Origin of the sequence: Allocoleopsis franciscana PCC 7113 (assembly GCF_000317515.1) — a bacterium.
Taxonomy (GTDB): Bacteria; Cyanobacteriota; Cyanobacteriia; order Cyanobacteriales; family Coleofasciculaceae; genus Allocoleopsis; species Allocoleopsis franciscana.
Map to the genome: position 1 here is coordinate 2932439 of NC_019738.1, position 16228 is coordinate 2948666.

General features: G+C 45.4%; 17 protein-coding genes. 3 read left to right on the top strand and 14 right to left on the bottom strand.

Annotation, left to right across the window (positions count from 1 at the left end; genetic code table 11):
- The first annotated feature begins 10 nt into the window (after positions 1-10).
- Both MIC7113_RS38625 and MIC7113_RS12330 read left to right on the top strand, forming a co-directional pair.
- Entirely contained in the window at positions 11-133 is a 123-nt protein-coding gene (locus MIC7113_RS38625; RefSeq protein WP_256374806.1) for a hypothetical protein, read from the top strand.
- Between the two features lie 88 nt (positions 134-221).
- Positions 222-542 carry a helix-turn-helix transcriptional regulator gene (locus MIC7113_RS12330; RefSeq protein WP_015182494.1) on the top strand — a complete coding sequence of 107 codons (321 nt, stop codon included), beginning with the start codon at positions 222-224 and terminating at the stop codon, positions 540-542.
- 143 nt (positions 543-685) lie between these two features.
- Here the strand turns inward: MIC7113_RS12330 and MIC7113_RS12335 are convergent, their stop codons facing one another.
- From MIC7113_RS12335 to MIC7113_RS12400, 14 genes are all read right to left on the bottom strand, one after another.
- The gene (locus MIC7113_RS12335) at positions 686-1267 is read right to left on the bottom strand and encodes a Uma2 family endonuclease (RefSeq protein WP_015182495.1); all 582 of its coding nucleotides are present in this window, start codon (positions 1265-1267) and stop codon (positions 686-688) included.
- 248 nt (positions 1268-1515) lie between these two features.
- Positions 1516-2916: a ferredoxin:protochlorophyllide reductase (ATP-dependent) subunit N gene (locus tag MIC7113_RS12340; protein ID WP_015182496.1), complete on the bottom strand. Its 1401-nt coding sequence runs from the start codon at positions 2914-2916 to the stop codon at positions 1516-1518.
- 156 nt (positions 2917-3072) lie between these two features.
- Positions 3073-3939, bottom strand: a complete 867-nt coding sequence (gene bchL, locus MIC7113_RS12345; protein ID WP_015182497.1) for a ferredoxin:protochlorophyllide reductase (ATP-dependent) iron-sulfur ATP-binding protein — start codon at positions 3937-3939, stop codon at positions 3073-3075.
- A gap of 870 nt (positions 3940-4809) precedes the next feature.
- Positions 4810-5178 (bottom strand): hypothetical protein, encoded by a 369-nt coding sequence (locus MIC7113_RS12350; RefSeq protein ID WP_015182498.1) that lies wholly within the window; start codon positions 5176-5178, stop codon positions 4810-4812.
- Positions 5179-5490: 312 nt separating this feature from the next.
- On the bottom strand, positions 5491-6381 hold the full coding sequence (locus MIC7113_RS12355; RefSeq protein ID WP_015182499.1) for a pentapeptide repeat-containing protein: 891 nt from the start codon (positions 6379-6381) through the stop codon (positions 5491-5493).
- A 198-nt stretch (positions 6382-6579) separates the two neighbouring features.
- Positions 6580-8310, bottom strand: a complete 1731-nt coding sequence (locus MIC7113_RS12360; RefSeq protein ID WP_041780027.1) for a GH3 family domain-containing protein — start codon at positions 8308-8310, stop codon at positions 6580-6582.
- Positions 8241-8918 carry a hypothetical protein gene (locus MIC7113_RS12365; protein WP_015182501.1) on the bottom strand — a complete coding sequence of 226 codons (678 nt, stop codon included), beginning with the start codon at positions 8916-8918 and terminating at the stop codon, positions 8241-8243. The genes MIC7113_RS12360 and MIC7113_RS12365 overlap by 70 nt, the downstream gene beginning before the upstream one ends.
- Before the next feature lie 191 nt (positions 8919-9109).
- Positions 9110-9865 carry a sterol desaturase family protein gene (locus tag MIC7113_RS12370; protein ID WP_041780747.1) on the bottom strand — a complete coding sequence of 252 codons (756 nt, stop codon included), beginning with the start codon at positions 9863-9865 and terminating at the stop codon, positions 9110-9112.
- A gap of 14 nt (positions 9866-9879) precedes the next feature.
- A complete protein-coding gene (locus tag MIC7113_RS12375) occupies positions 9880-10902 on the bottom strand; it encodes an aromatic ring-hydroxylating dioxygenase subunit alpha (protein ID WP_015182503.1) in 1023 nt (340 codons plus the stop codon).
- A gap of 130 nt (positions 10903-11032) precedes the next feature.
- Positions 11033-11326 carry a 2Fe-2S iron-sulfur cluster binding domain-containing protein gene (locus tag MIC7113_RS12380; RefSeq protein WP_015182504.1) on the bottom strand — a complete coding sequence of 98 codons (294 nt, stop codon included), beginning with the start codon at positions 11324-11326 and terminating at the stop codon, positions 11033-11035.
- Complete coding sequence (locus MIC7113_RS12385; protein ID WP_015182505.1) at positions 11319-12494, bottom strand: P-aminobenzoate N-oxygenase AurF; 1176 nt, start codon at positions 12492-12494, stop codon at positions 11319-11321. Before MIC7113_RS12385 ends, MIC7113_RS12380 begins: the two co-directional genes overlap by 8 nt.
- A 93-nt stretch (positions 12495-12587) precedes the next feature.
- A complete protein-coding gene (locus MIC7113_RS12390; protein WP_155897985.1) occupies positions 12588-13580 on the bottom strand; it encodes a ferritin-like domain-containing protein in 993 nt (330 codons plus the stop codon).
- Between the two features lie 2 nt (positions 13581-13582).
- Positions 13583-14614, bottom strand: coding sequence for an aromatic ring-hydroxylating dioxygenase subunit alpha (locus MIC7113_RS12395; protein ID WP_015182507.1), 1032 nt, complete (start codon positions 14612-14614; stop codon positions 13583-13585).
- Entirely contained in the window at positions 14611-15336 is a 726-nt protein-coding gene (locus MIC7113_RS12400) for a hypothetical protein (RefSeq protein WP_041780028.1), read from the bottom strand. Before MIC7113_RS12400 ends, MIC7113_RS12395 begins: the two co-directional genes overlap by 4 nt.
- A 245-nt stretch (positions 15337-15581) precedes the next feature.
- Here MIC7113_RS12400 and MIC7113_RS12405 point away from each other — a divergent pair, with 245 nt between their 5' ends.
- Positions 15582-16220: a YybH family protein gene (locus MIC7113_RS12405; RefSeq protein ID WP_015182509.1), complete on the top strand. Its 639-nt coding sequence runs from the start codon at positions 15582-15584 to the stop codon at positions 16218-16220.
- Positions 16221-16228: the final 8 nt, after the last annotated feature.

Here is a 16228-nt window from a genome sequence, read left to right on the forward strand (position 1 = left end):
GTCCAGTCTATTGAAAGACTCACAACCTATCTCTACTAGAGACGCGATTACGATTAATCGCGTCTCTCCTGTTGAAGGGGGGGCGGCGTTTGGCTACAGACACGAGATGCGATCGCTCCTTATCCAGCGTTGATGCTCAGAGGAAGCGATCGCGTTTTATTCACCTTGCGCTACAGTATACATGTCAAATTTGACATATTAGAAGCCATGGAGGGCTGACGATGAACACAATTAAGCGTCAACGTCTAGAAGCGGCGGGTTGGCGTGTTGGAAATGCAGCAGATTTTCTAGAACTTTCACCGGAGGAGGCGGCTTTTATCGAGATGAAGCTGTCTCTCAGTAAGCGCTTGAGGGAGCTTCGCCTAAATCAGAAGCTCTCTCAGCAGGGTTTGGCGAAGAAAATCAACTCAAGTCAGTCGCGGGTGGCAAAGATGGAGGCGGGCGATCCATCGGTTTCTCTTGATTTGATGGTGCGAACGTTTTTGGCTATGGGGGCAACTCGTGAGGATTTGGCACTTGCGCTCGCTTCTTCCCAAATGTGACAGTTTGTAGGGTGCGTTAGAAATTACGCAATCAGCGTATATCTTAAATAATTTTTCAATATTGGATACTTTGTCTGAAACCTGCACTCTGAATCTAGAGCTCTCGCCTATACTCCTCATCTGTCCCATCCTGTAGCAACGGTTCAGCTTTTTAACTTAGGAAAAAACTTATCTAAAGTACAACTAAAACCAGGTAGGAGGGGGGAGGTTACAGTGTCGTTACTCAAGAGAGTTACTACCAACTTGAGCTGACTGTTTTCCCGCCGATAAACTTCAAGCTTGCGCGATCGCCAATCTGCAATCCAATACTCTCTTACCCCGCGTGAAGAGTAGAGTTTGAGTTTAGCTTCCCGATCGCGTCTTTGGTCTTCCTTACCAGGAGATAAAACTTCAACCGCTAACTCCGGCGCACCCGTTAAATGTCCGGCTTCGTCCAATGTTGATGCATAGGTTTCGTTGCTCACCCAAACGACATCAGGGATCACATTATCTGATTCTGAAAACAGGACACCAGGGGCAGGAATTGCCTCCCCCAAACCACTTTCTTCAGACCAAACATCGAGTTGCCGGAAAATTTTGCCACAGGTTTGCTGATGCTTGGAATGAGGCGCTCTGGTCACAACTAACTCTCCATCAATGATTTCGTACTGCGTTCCTTCATTTTCTGGTAGAAGTTCTAGGTCATGAATAGTCCAGCGTACTCCCTCATTGACCGTCTGACTCATGATGGAACTCCATAGATGTAGATCTTGTATTCTAACTAACAGCAGTTAGTAGACCATGTTGAAAGAAAAAAAAGAGCGATCATCTACGACGCGCTACGCTATCGCACATCCGATCGCCCCTATAAAGTTGCCTATTACCTTTGGGAAGAGACTTTTTTCTTACCCCCCTCTCAACTCAAAAATTTCCTCCTATTCCCTCTCCTTGCAGGAGAGGGTTAGGGAGAGGTCGAGAGGGGTAGGGGGAGAGGTTAAACCTTCGCTTCTTCCTTGACCAACTTCTCCCAACCCAATTCCTTGAGGTTGTTATTTCGACGTAGCGGACGAGTTGCCAATTCTAGAATGTCCCGCGCATTCGTAAAGCCGTGAATTTGAGCAAAGGTAAATTCAACCGACCACTTGGTATTAATACCCCTCGCCTCCAACGGATTCGCATGAGCCATACCCGTAATGACCAAATCAGTTTTCAACTCTTTAATTCGTTGAATCTGATTGTAGTTATCCGGCTTTTCCACAATCCTCGGAGTTGGAACACCCATTTCTTGGCAAGTCTTTTCAAGTAATGCCAACTCAGCTGCTTGATAGCGCTTATCCATATAAGGAATGCCAATTTCATGGCACGTCATACCGCAACGAATCAGGAAACGTGCCAGAGAGATTTCCAGCAAGTTGTCTCCCATGAAGAAGACAGATTTACCACGAATCAACTTGATGTAGTCTTCCAGGTTTTCCCAGATTTGGGCTTCCCGCTCATCCAATCCTTTCGGTTCAATTCCGAACACCGAGCAAATCTTTTCAATCCAAGCGCGGGTGCCATCCGGCCCAATTGGGAAGGGTGCGCCAATCAGTTTGCACTTACGGCGACGCATTAAGGTGGTGGCAGTACGGGAAAGGAAGGGGTTGACACCTGCGACATAATACCCTTCTTCAATCACCGGCAATTCAGTATAACGCTTGGCGGGTAGCCAACCGGAAACTTTAATTCCCTGCTTCTTCAGTTCTAGAGTGAGGTTGGTGACAACGGGGTCAGGCAAAGAGCCAAACAACACCAATGGTGGATGATCAACATATTCTGATTGTTCAGCAACTACTTCTTCTTTCTTGCGTCCGAAGTTGAGGAGTTTGGAAATGGCATTACGCTCCTCTTTATCCGCTTCCACCACAGGAGCCTTATCGGGACATTTGTGTACCATTGAGGCGAGTACGGTGTCTTCCCCTTGGGTGAAGGCGTAATCCAAACCGTTAGCACGAGCGGTAACAATGGGAATCCCAAGCTCAGCTTCCAGTTTAGGAGCCAAGCCTTCCAAATCCATCTTGATGATTTCGGTGGTGCAGGTGCCAATCCAGACAATTACACTGGGGTTGCGATCGCGCTTAATTTGCAAGCACAACCGCTTCAGTTCTTCGTAATCATTCAGTTGTGCCGAAATATCCCCCTCTTCCAACTCCGCCATCGCGTAGCGCGGTTCTGCAAAAATCATCACCCCCATTGCATTTTGGAGGAAATAGCCACAGGTTTTAGTGCCAATGACCAAGAAAAAACTATCTTCAATCTTCTGATAAAGCCAAGCTACGCAGCTAATGGGGCAAAATGTGTGATAATTACCGGTTTCACACTCAAAATTTAAAGGTTCAGGTGCTGCAAGGGTCATGAAAAATTATCCTCTCCTCGTTTTTAAGGGAAGTTGCTAAGAATCGGGCAGTAATTTTAAAACTTGAAGGTTTATTCGGGTGAAGATAAAAGGTTGAAGGTTAGCAGGTTGTTCAAAAAACTTGCAACTTTCAACCTTCCAACTTTCTACTCTTCGTTAAACCATCATCAGATCGAGTTTTTCTTCCTCAGTTGTTGCTGGTGGCTGCTGCGGATTGAGGTAGAAATCAGACAATAAGGAGAACAATTCGCGATCGGGAGCATCATTGGGGACAACACCCTCTGGACGACCCAAAATTTGGTCAGCAATGTTCAGATAGTAGTCACAGACATAGTTGAGTGAGGAGTCTGTCTCTGCCATCTCAAATAAGGTTTTGCCCTTAACGCGGGAGACGCGAATATCCTCAATCAGAGGTAAAATCTCCAGCACTGGCATCGGCACTGAGCTAATATACTTGTCGATCAAGTCGCGCTTCGAGGTGCGATTGCCAATGAGTCCCGCCAGACGCAGAGGGTGGGTGCGAGCTTTTTCACGCACGGAGGCAGCAATTCTATTGGCGGCAAACAAGGCGTCAAACCCGTTATCTGTGACAATCATGCAGTAGTCGGAGTAGTTGAGGGGTGCGGCAAAACCGCCACAGACTACGTCACCGAGAACGTCAAACAAAATCACATCATACTCATCAAAAGCGTTGAGTTCTTTGAGCAGCTTCACTGTCTCACCAACCACATAGCCACCGCAACCTGCACCAGCAGGGGGACCACCCGCTTCTACGCAATCAACGCCACCATAGCCTTTGTAGATGACATCTTCAGGCCAAACATCTTCGTAGTGGTAATCCTTTTCCTGAAGCGTATCGATAATTGTAGGAATTAAAAAGCCTGTGAGGGTGAAGGTGCTGTCGTGCTTCGGATCACAACCAATTTGCAGTACCTTCTTACCACGCTTTGCTAGGGCAACAGAGATATTACAGCTCGTCGTGGATTTCCCAATGCCGCCTTTTCCATAAACTGAGAGTTTCACGCTTCGTCTTCTCCTATCTTTCGGATTAAAACTTGAGTATTGTCTTTGCCCGTTGGTCGGGTCGGCACCTAAGGCTTGCCCCTACAGCCAGCCGTTGATTACTTGTTTTGGGGCGTTGATTGAATTATTGACTAACTCCACAGGAAAGGAAAGGGCTGTTTTTAATGAAGAGGGTAGTAAACGATTGTAAATAAGCTTATAAATTAATATTTTTCTTAATTATCAATCGAAAAAGCTTTTATCCCTAAATAAACTGTTTTTATTATATTTGTGTATTACTTAAAAGTAAATAGAAACAAAAAACAAAAAACATCTTAAATCTTCCTGAATCCCGACTCATCAGCCAAGTGGAACAAATCTAATTCAGGGTCATCTCAGAGGGTAGACGGCTCTTGCCTCAAGGGTTTGCAGTCATTTTCCTTAGCAGCTTGGCTATGGCACTTCCCAGTAACGAAGTGAAGCAGATTAGGGGGAGGATCGAAGCTAGAGGTATGACGGAGAGAGGGATCGGGGGTTCGACTGGCGAAGTAAGGTTGTTTGTAAAAAAACAATAAGTTTTAGAGGAGCAATTACAATCTTCAAATCTATTAACTACCTGTATGGAAGGGGGATATGCAAAGCCTCTCTCCTCTGAGGAGAGAGGTCTACGTATCCTCTATTCATTTGAAAATCTCTATATGAAGCAACCAAGGCGATCGCACTGACAAATTTTTAAGTATAAATTTCTATCACCCAGCAACCGATCAGCCACTGGGCTGTTGGAAATTTCCCCTACCCTCTGAACCTAGAAGCTGAAAGCCGATCAATTAAGTCTTGTATTAGGCTGACGCTTGATGTGTGGAACGGCAAGCCATGGTCACCAAGATTGGCTCAAGCACCCCCTCTGTATGACTTCATACTCAGCACATGACACTGTAGTCCATCTTTCTCAATGCAAAAGGCGTAGTAATCCAAGTCTCTCCAAAGCCAATTGAGCGTATTGCGAACTTTTTCTCGCTTGACGTAGAGACGTTTTTGCACAGCTTCGTTGGGGCAAAGAATTTGGAACGTGAGGATACCCCCTTCATCACTAATACGGAATAAGCAATCCTGCAAAATGGCACGGATGCTACTGTCAAACGATTCGTGAAAGCGACGTAATTTACCCGTCAAGGTAAAGTCTTCCAATGTACGACCAAAGGGGTCATTTGCTTCATCAAAAGGTAATTCGTCTTTATCCGGGTCAAAAGGATACACCATAATTTACGATTGTTTGAGTCCTAATCTCTAAGATAAAAGTTTTGGAGCCTCTGGTATTGATTTCTTGATGGGAAAAAATAGAAAATTTCAATAACAGTTAAGTATCTATTTTTATGAGACCTTCTCCTAGGGAGTTGCATCAATGCCTGATTTATGCAGCATGAAGCGGATCACTTAAAAGGCTTTGTCCATTAGTTTCCTAGGTCGAACACAGGTTAGTGTAAAGCGTTAACCTGAAATGATCGTCAGCTATCTTTTCGGTTGTTAGAAAGAATATTGTCCCAGAGATGGCGATCGCTCTGAACCGATATTCTAACTGCACTTAGAGGAAGAATTTGTCGCGGCTCGCCCGATTCTTTGAACGTTGTGTAATTCACCATTGGGCATGGTTGTACCGCTCAGGTTAGCACCATCAAGGTTGGCTCCACTCAAGTTGGCTCCACTCAAGTTGGCTCCACTCAAGTTGGCTCCACTCAAGTTGGCTCCACTCAAGTCCGCCTCACTCAAGTCAGCCCAAATTAAGTTGGCCTCACTTAGGTCTGTTCGACTCAGATTGGCTCGATGAAGGTTAACGCCAGAAAGCAACACCCCTCTCAAATTTACCCCTGACAGCGATACCTGAGGCGCAATTAAGTAGCCTCCCGCCTCAACTGGGTCAAACGACGGGGGAAACTGGGTTCTTGGGTTATAGAGAGCTCGTTGCAAGTTGACCTGATCGAGGTTGGCTTCACTCAAGTCTGTTTCATATAGATAGCTGGCACAGAGATTGGTTCGAGACAGATTGGCTCCGATCAGCGTCGCGCCCTGGAGGTGAGCACCAATTAATTTCGCTTCATACAAATTGGCTCCATTAAGATCTGTGCCTACCAATCCAGCAATCATCAAATTGGCTCCCCTTAAATCTGCACCTGTTAAATCCGCAAAACTTAGGTTAGCGGCATTCAGGTTAGCACCCATCAAATCAGCCCCACTCAGGTCTGAGTTTTGCAGGTTCGCACCCTCTAGGTCTGAGCCTTGTAAATCCGCTGTCCCCAAAGTAGCGCGGATTAAATTTACCTGTGATAGGTTGGCTTGGCTCAGGTTGGCGTGAGAGAAATCGATTCCCCTGAGGTTCGTTTGTTTGAGATTGATTCCACCCAGGTTGGCTAGAGAAAAGTCTCTTTCTCCCGCTGCATATTTGCTCAAGAGTTCATCAGGATTCATGGCTTTATACCTGTTGTGTTCTGATTGACAACAGTCGAATGAGTATATTTACTGTCAAGATCCGAAGCCTGATGCACCCTTGTGCTCCGCCTTACCCAGAGGGTCATGGAGGAGTCTGCTTTGCATATCTTAAGTTTATTTGCATTCACTTGCTCCATTCAGTTTTAACAGCTACCCGATCATCAGGTTTGTCCGTTTTCACCTCACAGAACTGATGTCAAGTGTTCGCAAACAGTCGGCTTGCTGCAACCTAGCCAGTAATTCTTCTTCAATCGGTCGATTGCACAGGAGCGAGTGTTTAATATCTCCCCACTTTTTCCCAGATGCTATGCGTTGGCTGGTCAAGATTTCAGGAATTTGCTGAGAGACTAAAACCTGAACTGGAGAAAGTTGACCGAGGAGTCGGGCATGGCGATAGTGGGGAGACTGATTTAGGAATTGTTCTAACTGCTGAGCAATTGCCTTTGGCACTGCCCTTCGGGCAATCGCACTAGTCGGTGCATTCACCTTATCCAGTAACAGAATATAGTGCGCTTCCGGAGTTGTCGCAGGCACTAAGCACTGAAACGATGTTCCTTCTAACGCTAATTGTTTCAACGCCAAGCTGACAAATTCTTCGTGTAGCTTTTCACCGACTAAATCACTGATAGAGCGATCGCGTCCTAAAAATTCCAGACAAGGGGTATTGAGGTAGTAATGAGTAACGCGCACGCGATCGCCAATTCGATAGCGGTAAAGCCCTCCCTTTTGTGAAAGAATGATATTGTATTCCTGTCCAATTTGCAGGTCTTGCAGCAGATAAATTTTTCCCGATTCATCCTCAAACTCAAAGAACACTTCATCCAGTACAGGAACGCATCCCTGTGCCGCAATTAGAGGAATGGTGATCGGCGCTTCTGTGGCTAAAAGTCCTTTACCCTGCACCATAACCCCAGGAAATAAATCGCGTAGAACTTGAGCTGGATCGGCGGCGCAGGCACTGTCCCAGCAGGAAATTAGCTTTAACTCAGGCCAAAGTTTCGTCCAGGGAATTTCAGGTTCGCACAGGAAGCGATCGCGTTCTGCGGGTAGTTTCAACGACTGCCGCAACTCTGTCCGGTGCGTTTGGATGTAATCGAGATGAATCTTGAGAAAAGTAGGACTCCAAATGGAAATAGTTTCTAGCTGTTCGGCTTGTAGTAAGGCAAGACATAACTGCCGCTTAAACTCTTCTGGCGTTCTCAAGTGATGCAGGTTAGCAGGAGAAATGAGAAAGGGATGAAGCAGCCATCTTAACCAGCGATCGAGGTATTCGGAGTCATCTTGTAAGGATGAATGATCGGGATTAGGGGCATCCTCGGTTAACCTCTCCCCTAACCCCTCTCCTACAAGGAGAGGGGCGTCTAACTCCCCCCTTCCCTGGTAGGGAAGGAAGGCTAAGGGGGTTAGGTCAGTCTTATCCGAACAGTACTGGAACTGGGGAGAAATGCAGAAGTAAATTTTACCCGTTGAAAAAGCAGGGCCATTGCGGATTAGGTCGTGCGCCCAAACGCAAAACATCTGATTAAAGGAACGCCGCAGAGATTTGGTGTAGGGTATGCATTTGGCGGCACTGCGACTTCCAGAGGTTTTTTCGTAGAAAAGGATGGGTTCGGTTGTGAGTTGCGCTTGTAATGGATGAGTGATGGGTTTCCCCTCTATCCCCCTACTGCTATGTCCCCCGACTCCATCAATCCAGGGTTTGAGGTCTTCGTAGTCAACAATCGGAACTTGTTGCCAATCTTGGAGAGAGCGAATGCCCAGGAACTTGCCGTATTCGCTCTTGATGAGGCGATCGCAAATTTCCTGCTGTACTCGCTTCTGCGCTTTTTGAGGATGTTTCAAAGCGTCTCGGAAGTGTGCAGCGCTTGGGGTGAGAAGTTGCTCAAAGAGTTTGATGAACCAACGCATGATTTCGCTTCTTGATTAGGATAAAGGTTAGTGGCGACAGGTAGATAAGTGCCATCTGGGACGACGACGCCGGGGCCAAAATGAGAACCTGCCCCCAGGAAAACATCACTGCCAATCTTGACTTTTTTGACGTACAACATTAAGTCTTGTTTGCGGGGTTTGATGGCGTGGGGGTAGATGCCAATGTGATGACCGAAGACAGTGCGATCGCCAATTTCCAACAATCCCCGATCCGCAATTTCCAGTCCAGGCGTCCAGTATACGTTTTTACCGACTTTTGCTCCCCAAAGGCGCAACCACAGGGAGAAAGCACCAGGAATGAGTCTCAGTAAGGCTTCCAATGTCGGAACGGCGATATAAATTGCCTGAATTTGATGGCTACCCCACCAAGGGCTATACTCGTTACCGCACAGATAGCTAATGCCTTCCTTGATAGGATAGAACCGCTGATGGAGGCGATAAATTAACACGGGAAATCCGTATAAGGAAAACAGCAATAGTCCAACGCCGACGAACCCCGGATGAGTGCACAAATAGATGAAAGAAGCTATGGCTAGCAAGATGATTAGGGTAGGAAAGTAGGCAAGGATTTTACTCAAGAGCGTCATATAGTACCAATTTCAAAGAATAATCCAACACTTGGAAGATCCCCCTAAATCCCCCTTAAAAAGGGGGACTTTGAAGGCTCAAGATTTTACCCGCAGTCCATGACTTTGGTTTCTGTTTGTATGGCGTATTGAAAATGGGGACTTTGAATACTCAAGATTTTCCCCCCTTAAAAAGGGGGGCTAGGGGGGATCTAATCTGTAACATCATTAAAGGAAATTGGTATTACGGGATAAAGTAGTTTTTGAGTTAGGGTCAGCGTAGTCGGAATACCCAGAGAAGCAGGGGGGGCATCACAGTTATAGTAAGTTCCATGTAATTTGTCCCAGATTTTCAAATTTGCCCCGTAATTCCTGGAACCTGAATCACTGGCATGATGCCAAGCATGATCTTGAGGCAAAATTAGCCAGGGTGACAGGAAGCGAAAAAGCCAGCTTTGAGGTGCGATCGCTAATTGACTGTGCCGCCATAGATCTAGCGCTGCGGTGAGACTGACTCCTATCAGGTATCCAGTGGAGTCGTTTAATAAGTAGAGAAAAAACGCATGTATCCACAGGTAAATAATCAGAAAGCTTGTCCAAAGACAATTGCGGGAGGTTCCCAGGACATCCATATCCGTGACAGTATGATGAACCTGATGCAAAGACCAGAACCAGCGACTATGTAAACAGCGATGGTTCCAGTAGTAGAGGTAATCTACCCAGATGAAACTGAGTAGGAAGGTTGCGACGTGAGGCAAATGCAAGCATCCTTGCGGCAAGGGTAGAAAGTAGCGATATAGTTGGTAAACTACGGCAATTTGAAGGATGGGAATCAGTAAACCCTGAACCAGCAAACCCACACTATCTAAAATCCAATCTTCACGGCTTTTTGTCTGTAACTTTGCCCAACTGGGTTGATGAGTAATAGTGAATCCTATTAATACTATAAAGGTCGCAAAAATTAATATATTTTCCACTGTTTTTATACCCAAAATGTGATTTCAACCGAGCGCTCAGGAAGTTCTCTAGGGTCTTCTCCTGCCGCGATTTTGTTGCGGATAGACTCGACAAAAACGTGGATGGTATCGGCGGGAGTGTTGGTAAAGTGGGAACCGTATTTAGCGATCGCTTCGCCTTGAATATCCAAAATTTTGATATCCTGACGAATAATATGCTGCGCCGTCCAGTGTACAAAGGGACGAGCAATTTTATTCCAGATGCCATAGTTATAGGTTACATCTGTATAAACCAGTGTTGAATTCTCTGTTTCCGGAATGGATTGACTGGTGATGAAAAGTCGTCGATGCGGCCCCATATCGTACTCCACACTGGTAATATTTGGCATGTGGAAACTATCTGTATGCCGAATTTCATAGCCTTTCCAATTCAGAAAGCGAGAGTACCACCCCAAATTAGTTGTTTCGTTGTAATATTCCACAAACGTCGAACCATTGCGACGTTCTACGCTCATTTTGAGCGGTTGCTGACGAGAAGTACGAAATACACCAGGATGGACAAAAGCGGTGTGCGGAATATCGATAAAATTCTCGGCACAGTTCGTTACATTGTTGCGAAAGCGGTTAATAACTCGTACCGTTTCCCATCCGGGTTCCTGATAATACGGCATGGCAAAGGGTGCAAATTCTTCGCTCTTGTTATCGCTGAGTTGTACGTAAATATACCCGTCTTGTTCCTTAGTTTGGTAGGATTTAACTTGACGGGTAGAGAGTGGTTGGAAATCTTTCCCTTCTGAAGGAACTGCCATAATTTTTCCAGTATTATCGTATATCCATCCATGATAGGGACATTGAATTTTTCCTTGGCGGACTTTACCACAAGAGAGGCGGCTGTTGCGATGCATACAGCGATCGCGTAATGCTACGGCTTTACCGTTTTCGTCTCTAAATATTGCTAGCCATTCCCCTAATAGGGTGCGTTGTAAAATTTTATTGGGTGGGAGTTGTTTGCTGAGTGCTATGATGTACCAGAAATCCTCAAATTTCATTGTGTTTGAGTTAGAAATAAGGTTTTTTTAACGCAGAGGAACGCGGAGGAATGCGCGGAGGAGCGCAGAGTTTATGAGGGGATTTGTAGATGAAAATGGTAATAATGTTTTGGGGTTTATACTGGTTTTTTCATTCTTTTAAGTGTGTAATTTCTAAATGGCTTGTAAGTTCTAGCTGGCAGGAAAGTCTGGCATTAGGATGTTCTGGTGCTAGTACTTCTAGCACTTCCCGTTCTTCTGCGCTTGGTGGTGAGGTTTCACCGTTGACTAAGACGAGGCAAGTTCCACAAATGCCAGTGCGACAACCAAACAATACCGGAGAATTTTGGATTGTAAGGTGTTCTGATAGTTTTTGATGCGCGTCTAGGATGATGGATGGATAGTTAGTGCCTGGAAAAGAGATGATGTATTGTTTCTCATTCATAGGTTTTCTTCCTGTTAAATAACGCCAATGCTTTCTTTTGCGTGGCAAGATATTGGGGTATTGAATTAGAAGCCATTAAGGACATTTCTCGATTAATCTTCCAGGCGTAATCTACTTTTTCTAGATAAACCTTATAAGATGCGATCGCTTCTCGATGGGTTTGGTAACTTCGTTGTAAGCCTTCCGACTCTTGGCTAAAGCACAATTGCATCATCTCTTTGGCTTCATGATCGTCCATATTAAAAATAGACGATCGCAAGATTTGATAAATTGCTGAGTAAAGTGCTGGATCATACCAAAAAATCCCATTGATTGCGGCGGAAAAATGGTAATGATCTCGCTGACAACCCCGCAATCCCAAATTAGCTACAAATTGTTCAAAAACTGTCGGAGGCTTGAGGCACTTTACGACTTCATGGGAAAGAATTGTTGAACTATTAAAATGAAAGCTCTCATCCATAAAGTGATAGTAGGAAATTTTGGCGGGAATAGGAGCTTTTTCCGGGTGAGGATGTTTTTGGTAATAATTACTTAACTTATGCTGTACTAACTTGCCATTGAGTGTTCGTATTCCCCGCACGGTAAAGTATTGACAGGCGAGAAATGCATTATCTGACGACAATAACCCAAAGCAATGGAGTTGCAGTTTTTTCCACCAAGTTTTTAGATCATTGGTATCGGCATAAATCATTGTTTCGGTAAAAGGGCCACGCATGGCATAAGTAAAAATATGCCGACCAAATAAAGCTATTTCGACTTGGCTGGAAATCGTTCTAAATGCGTGAATGTGAGCGCGTTCTTGCATCGATTCTAAATCCAGCATGTCGCAAACTAGGCGAAAATCCTCCTGCGCGTAGAGTCCGGCGGCACTGGTTTGGTTAAAGAAGATAGTAGCAATTTCAGCAGAAACAATTTGGGAATAGTAAGCTACCCAATAGAGTTGATTTAAAATGATTCGCTGGCTGGGAGTTGCCTGTTCCCAAACAGGAGTTCCGTAAAGCAGGGAGAATTCTTCCGGATTCCAATATTCGTCCTTACAATCTTCATAACGGAAAGCTTGGGATGCTTCATCCATTAAAATCGTGTGGTCTTGTTGCTTGTTGCGCGTATAGTTGAGATAGATTTTTTTATAAATCTTCTGATTTTCTGATATAGTATTATTAATCATTTAATTTGAGTTTTATGGGTTAATTAATCCATTGCCAATCTCTATTTGGACGGGTCAATACAGCTAATTTCTGTTGTTTATTCCAAGCCTTAGCTATAAACACTGACTTGCCGGAAGAGGTTCAAAAGCTCCTCTTACTGAGAGTGCTTGCACGATCGCTTCTGAGGCTTCCCCTCGCATCAGAGAACGCAGCAGATTTAACCGAGTGCCACTGTGGGTTTCGGTGTCGAGTTCTTCCAAGATGTGGATTTTTTGCGATCGCGTCAAATCCCCTTTAACTTGAGCAATTGCTCCCACCACTCGCTGAGGGCCGACGCGAATCATCTGCAAGAAAGAGAAGAGTGTCTCGACAATGACGGCTCGACTTTGCGAAGAAACCGATGTTTGCTCAAATAGAATTAATCCAGTCCCGTGATGTCGTGCTTCGTCTTGCAGGAATCCGGTTAAGACTTGACTTAGGGTGCGATCGCAACAACCTTTAGCCAGACTGCGATAATGACTCAACCCCCACCCCTCCAGTACTAGCTGGATCGTAAACAACAACACCGTTTTATCCTGACTCTCGACTAAATCTGCGAGGAAGCGCAAAAATGTATCGTCCGAACCAACAGGGCGATCGGGCAGGAAAGCGCTAATCTGTCTGAGATGGGTAGCTTCATTCGCGGCGAACAAACTGTAAAGCATCCGTTCTTCTGTTGTCTCTGCCAGCAACGCCATTTTTGCCATATAGCCCATGCCAGCTTTTTCGACAAAATACGCCTCTTCCAGCAATCCGCGATTAGCAATTTGCAAAATGGCGGCCTGTTCCTCTAAGCTGGAATCCTGAAAAATCTTTACCTTGTGCAATCCGAAGTAGTCCGCATCCCAATATAGGGCGCTGCTACGCTTTGAAGATAAGGAATCGCCGAACCGATTTCCTAGCGCCGCAGACAGGATGCATCCTAACTTATCCGCTTCCCCGACGTGGGGTAAGTCTAATCCTGCCGTTTCAAAGGGTAATGGTTGCAAGGGAATGTTGAAATGTACATTCTCGCCTGTTGTCTGATCGATGGGTTCTGACCTTACCCCGTAGTTTTTAGTGTTCATCTTTAATCCTTCGCGCTTTCCCACGTACCCCATAGCAAGGGTTTTTGCCCCTCTACGTGTTCAATAAACTGTAAAATTGACCGATCGGCTGGAGTGGGAGTCTTCAAATCAAACTTAATTGTCTGAAAAACTTGAGAATCCCCCTTAGCAAAGTAATTCCCGACCTGCTGAGTTAACCAGAGTACAATTCGGTTAAAAATCCACCCACCCAATCCAGAACGCTTGCGGGTAATCATAATAGTTTGACCTTCAGTCTTACCATCCTCAATTAGTCGCAGGGCAAACATAATATGAAAGTGCAGGAAATCTGGTCCCAAGGTGACTGTACCTGTGCTGCCGTACCAATAGCACATACTGTAAGTGACTGCATTTTTGTAGAACGGGCGAAGGAGTTTGATTAAAAAAGACTCTTCCCCACCCCTTGTTGTGTTGCTAAAAGTAATTGCGTTTTGATTCAATTCTCGCTTCTCAAACACAATCTGTAGAGGCAGATTGTGAACAGTATTGAAGTGATGAGCATCAATCGCATTAATCAGCAACACATTGGGGTGACAGTTCTTCACAAAGCGAGAACCAAAAGCAATATTGCACTCTTCATCCTGAAGTTCGGGTACAAAAGGTACGGGTTGTTGTGGCGTTTCCCCCGTCCATACCCAAACCATACCGTACTGCTCCGCTGTAGGCCAAGTTCGCACGCTAACTAGGACGGGTTTACCCAAAGATGGCGTATCAATGCACTTTCCTTGCTCGTCAAACTGCCAATTGTGAAAAAAACAGCGGATTCGGCACCCTTCAACCTTGCCTTCTGCCAAGTGTGCGCCCATATGCGGACAGTAAGCATCTAGCGCGACTACCTTCCCATCCGTTCCCCGGTAAATTGCTAATTCTCGTCCGAGCAAGGTTACGGGTTTGACCTGACCAGCTTTAAGCTTACTAGAGGGAATCGCCCAGTACCACCCTTCGATAAAGCAGCCTGCATGGTTAAAAATCTGGGTTTTACGAGTTGAACGAACCCTGTGTGAATTTACCGTCATGACGCAACCCCTAAGGAAGCTTTAGCAAACCACATGCGCCTACCTGCCGGAGTTAGATTTTCTTCCTTAATTTCTGTTAAACAGACTAATTCATCTCCCTGTTCATAGCCTGGATTTTGGGTTTGAAAGAAACAGATATGGGAATCTTTCAGCCGTTCTTGAGGGATGCCACACAATTTTTCTCGGAGTACCTGGGGATGGGGAAAGCGAACGACTCCAGCCTGTTTGTCGTAGTAATTGTCGAAACGGGTGTGAGCGAGGAATTGCATGAGTACCTGGATGCGGGGCGGGGTGGGGGTATCATAGCAGGGATAAAACTCTTTCCAAAAAATCGGTAAAAAGCGGTAAGTGCGATAACCGGAAGAAATAAGCAACCAGTAGAGTTTACCGTTGGGATACTTGTCCCGTAAAAAATGAATTGAGGCAATCCAAGCACGAGGCAAGAGCGAACTCGACCAAGCACTGGGGTCTACAATGGTATCTCCAGAATAGACGACACTCACGACTTCTCCCTCAAACTGGGTTTCGTAAACCAATAAGGTGGAAAAGCCTTTGAGCGTTTTTGTCTCCCGATCTTCTAAGAGAATAACCCAGTTTTTCTGCTCTAGGTCAGCCTCAAATCGTTCTGGCTTGACTCCCTGAAAATGGGTATTTAGAAGGGAGTACATCGCAATGCGATCGCTTTTCAGCAATTGTTGAACTTCAACCAGTCGCGCCTGCATAGGCATTGATGTCTGCTTTGTGCATAGTATTGTTCCAATCTAGGTTTCTCTAGACTATCAGCCGTCAAATCATGTGCAGCTTTATAAGCTGTCATTAGGAAAAGGTTTTTTACTGGAGTTGCCTTATCTTGATAGTATCTGCTTTGAGAAATTTCTGGAGTTATCTGTATATAACAAATATTTAACCTATTGGTATAATTGAAGGTTATTTCATTCCTGATTCTAAGCAGGAAAACAAGGAATACATGAGAGAACAGAGACGCTTAAGCAGATATAAATGGAGTCAGCGACTTGGGGCTATTTTACTTGTGCTAGCAATTTGGAATGTACCCCAATGCGCTCTAGCGGATGTCAACCAACAGGAGGTTAATGCGATTATCCGCACGCGAGAGATGGCGCTGCAAGCACTTAACACTCGCAATTTTTCCAAAATTGAACCTTACTTGCATCCAAGCTTCACGATTACCACAGTTGATAACCGGGTTTTTCATAAAGTGCCTGAATTTGAGCAGTATTGGAATCAACAGTTCTCCAGTTCAATTAAAGACATCAAAATGGAGGCGAAGGTGGATACTCCTAGAACGTTTCTCTCCCCGGAAACGGCCATTTCCTACGGAGATGCGCTTGCAACCTTCTATTTTAAAGATGGCAATAAACCCACAATGGCAATGCGATGGACAGCCGTGCTGCAAAAGTTCCAGGATAGATGGACCATTCAATCGCTGCATTTTTCTTCCAACCTGCTGGATAATCCAGTACTAAATGGTGCCCAGCTAGCTAGTCGTGTTTGGGCAGTTGCGGCAGGAGTGGGCGGTATCCTGCTGGGGGCAGTCGCGATGCTGTTGTGGCGTCGCAAGCCTAAGCGAACGATAGAGAGAGTTTAAAAAATCCA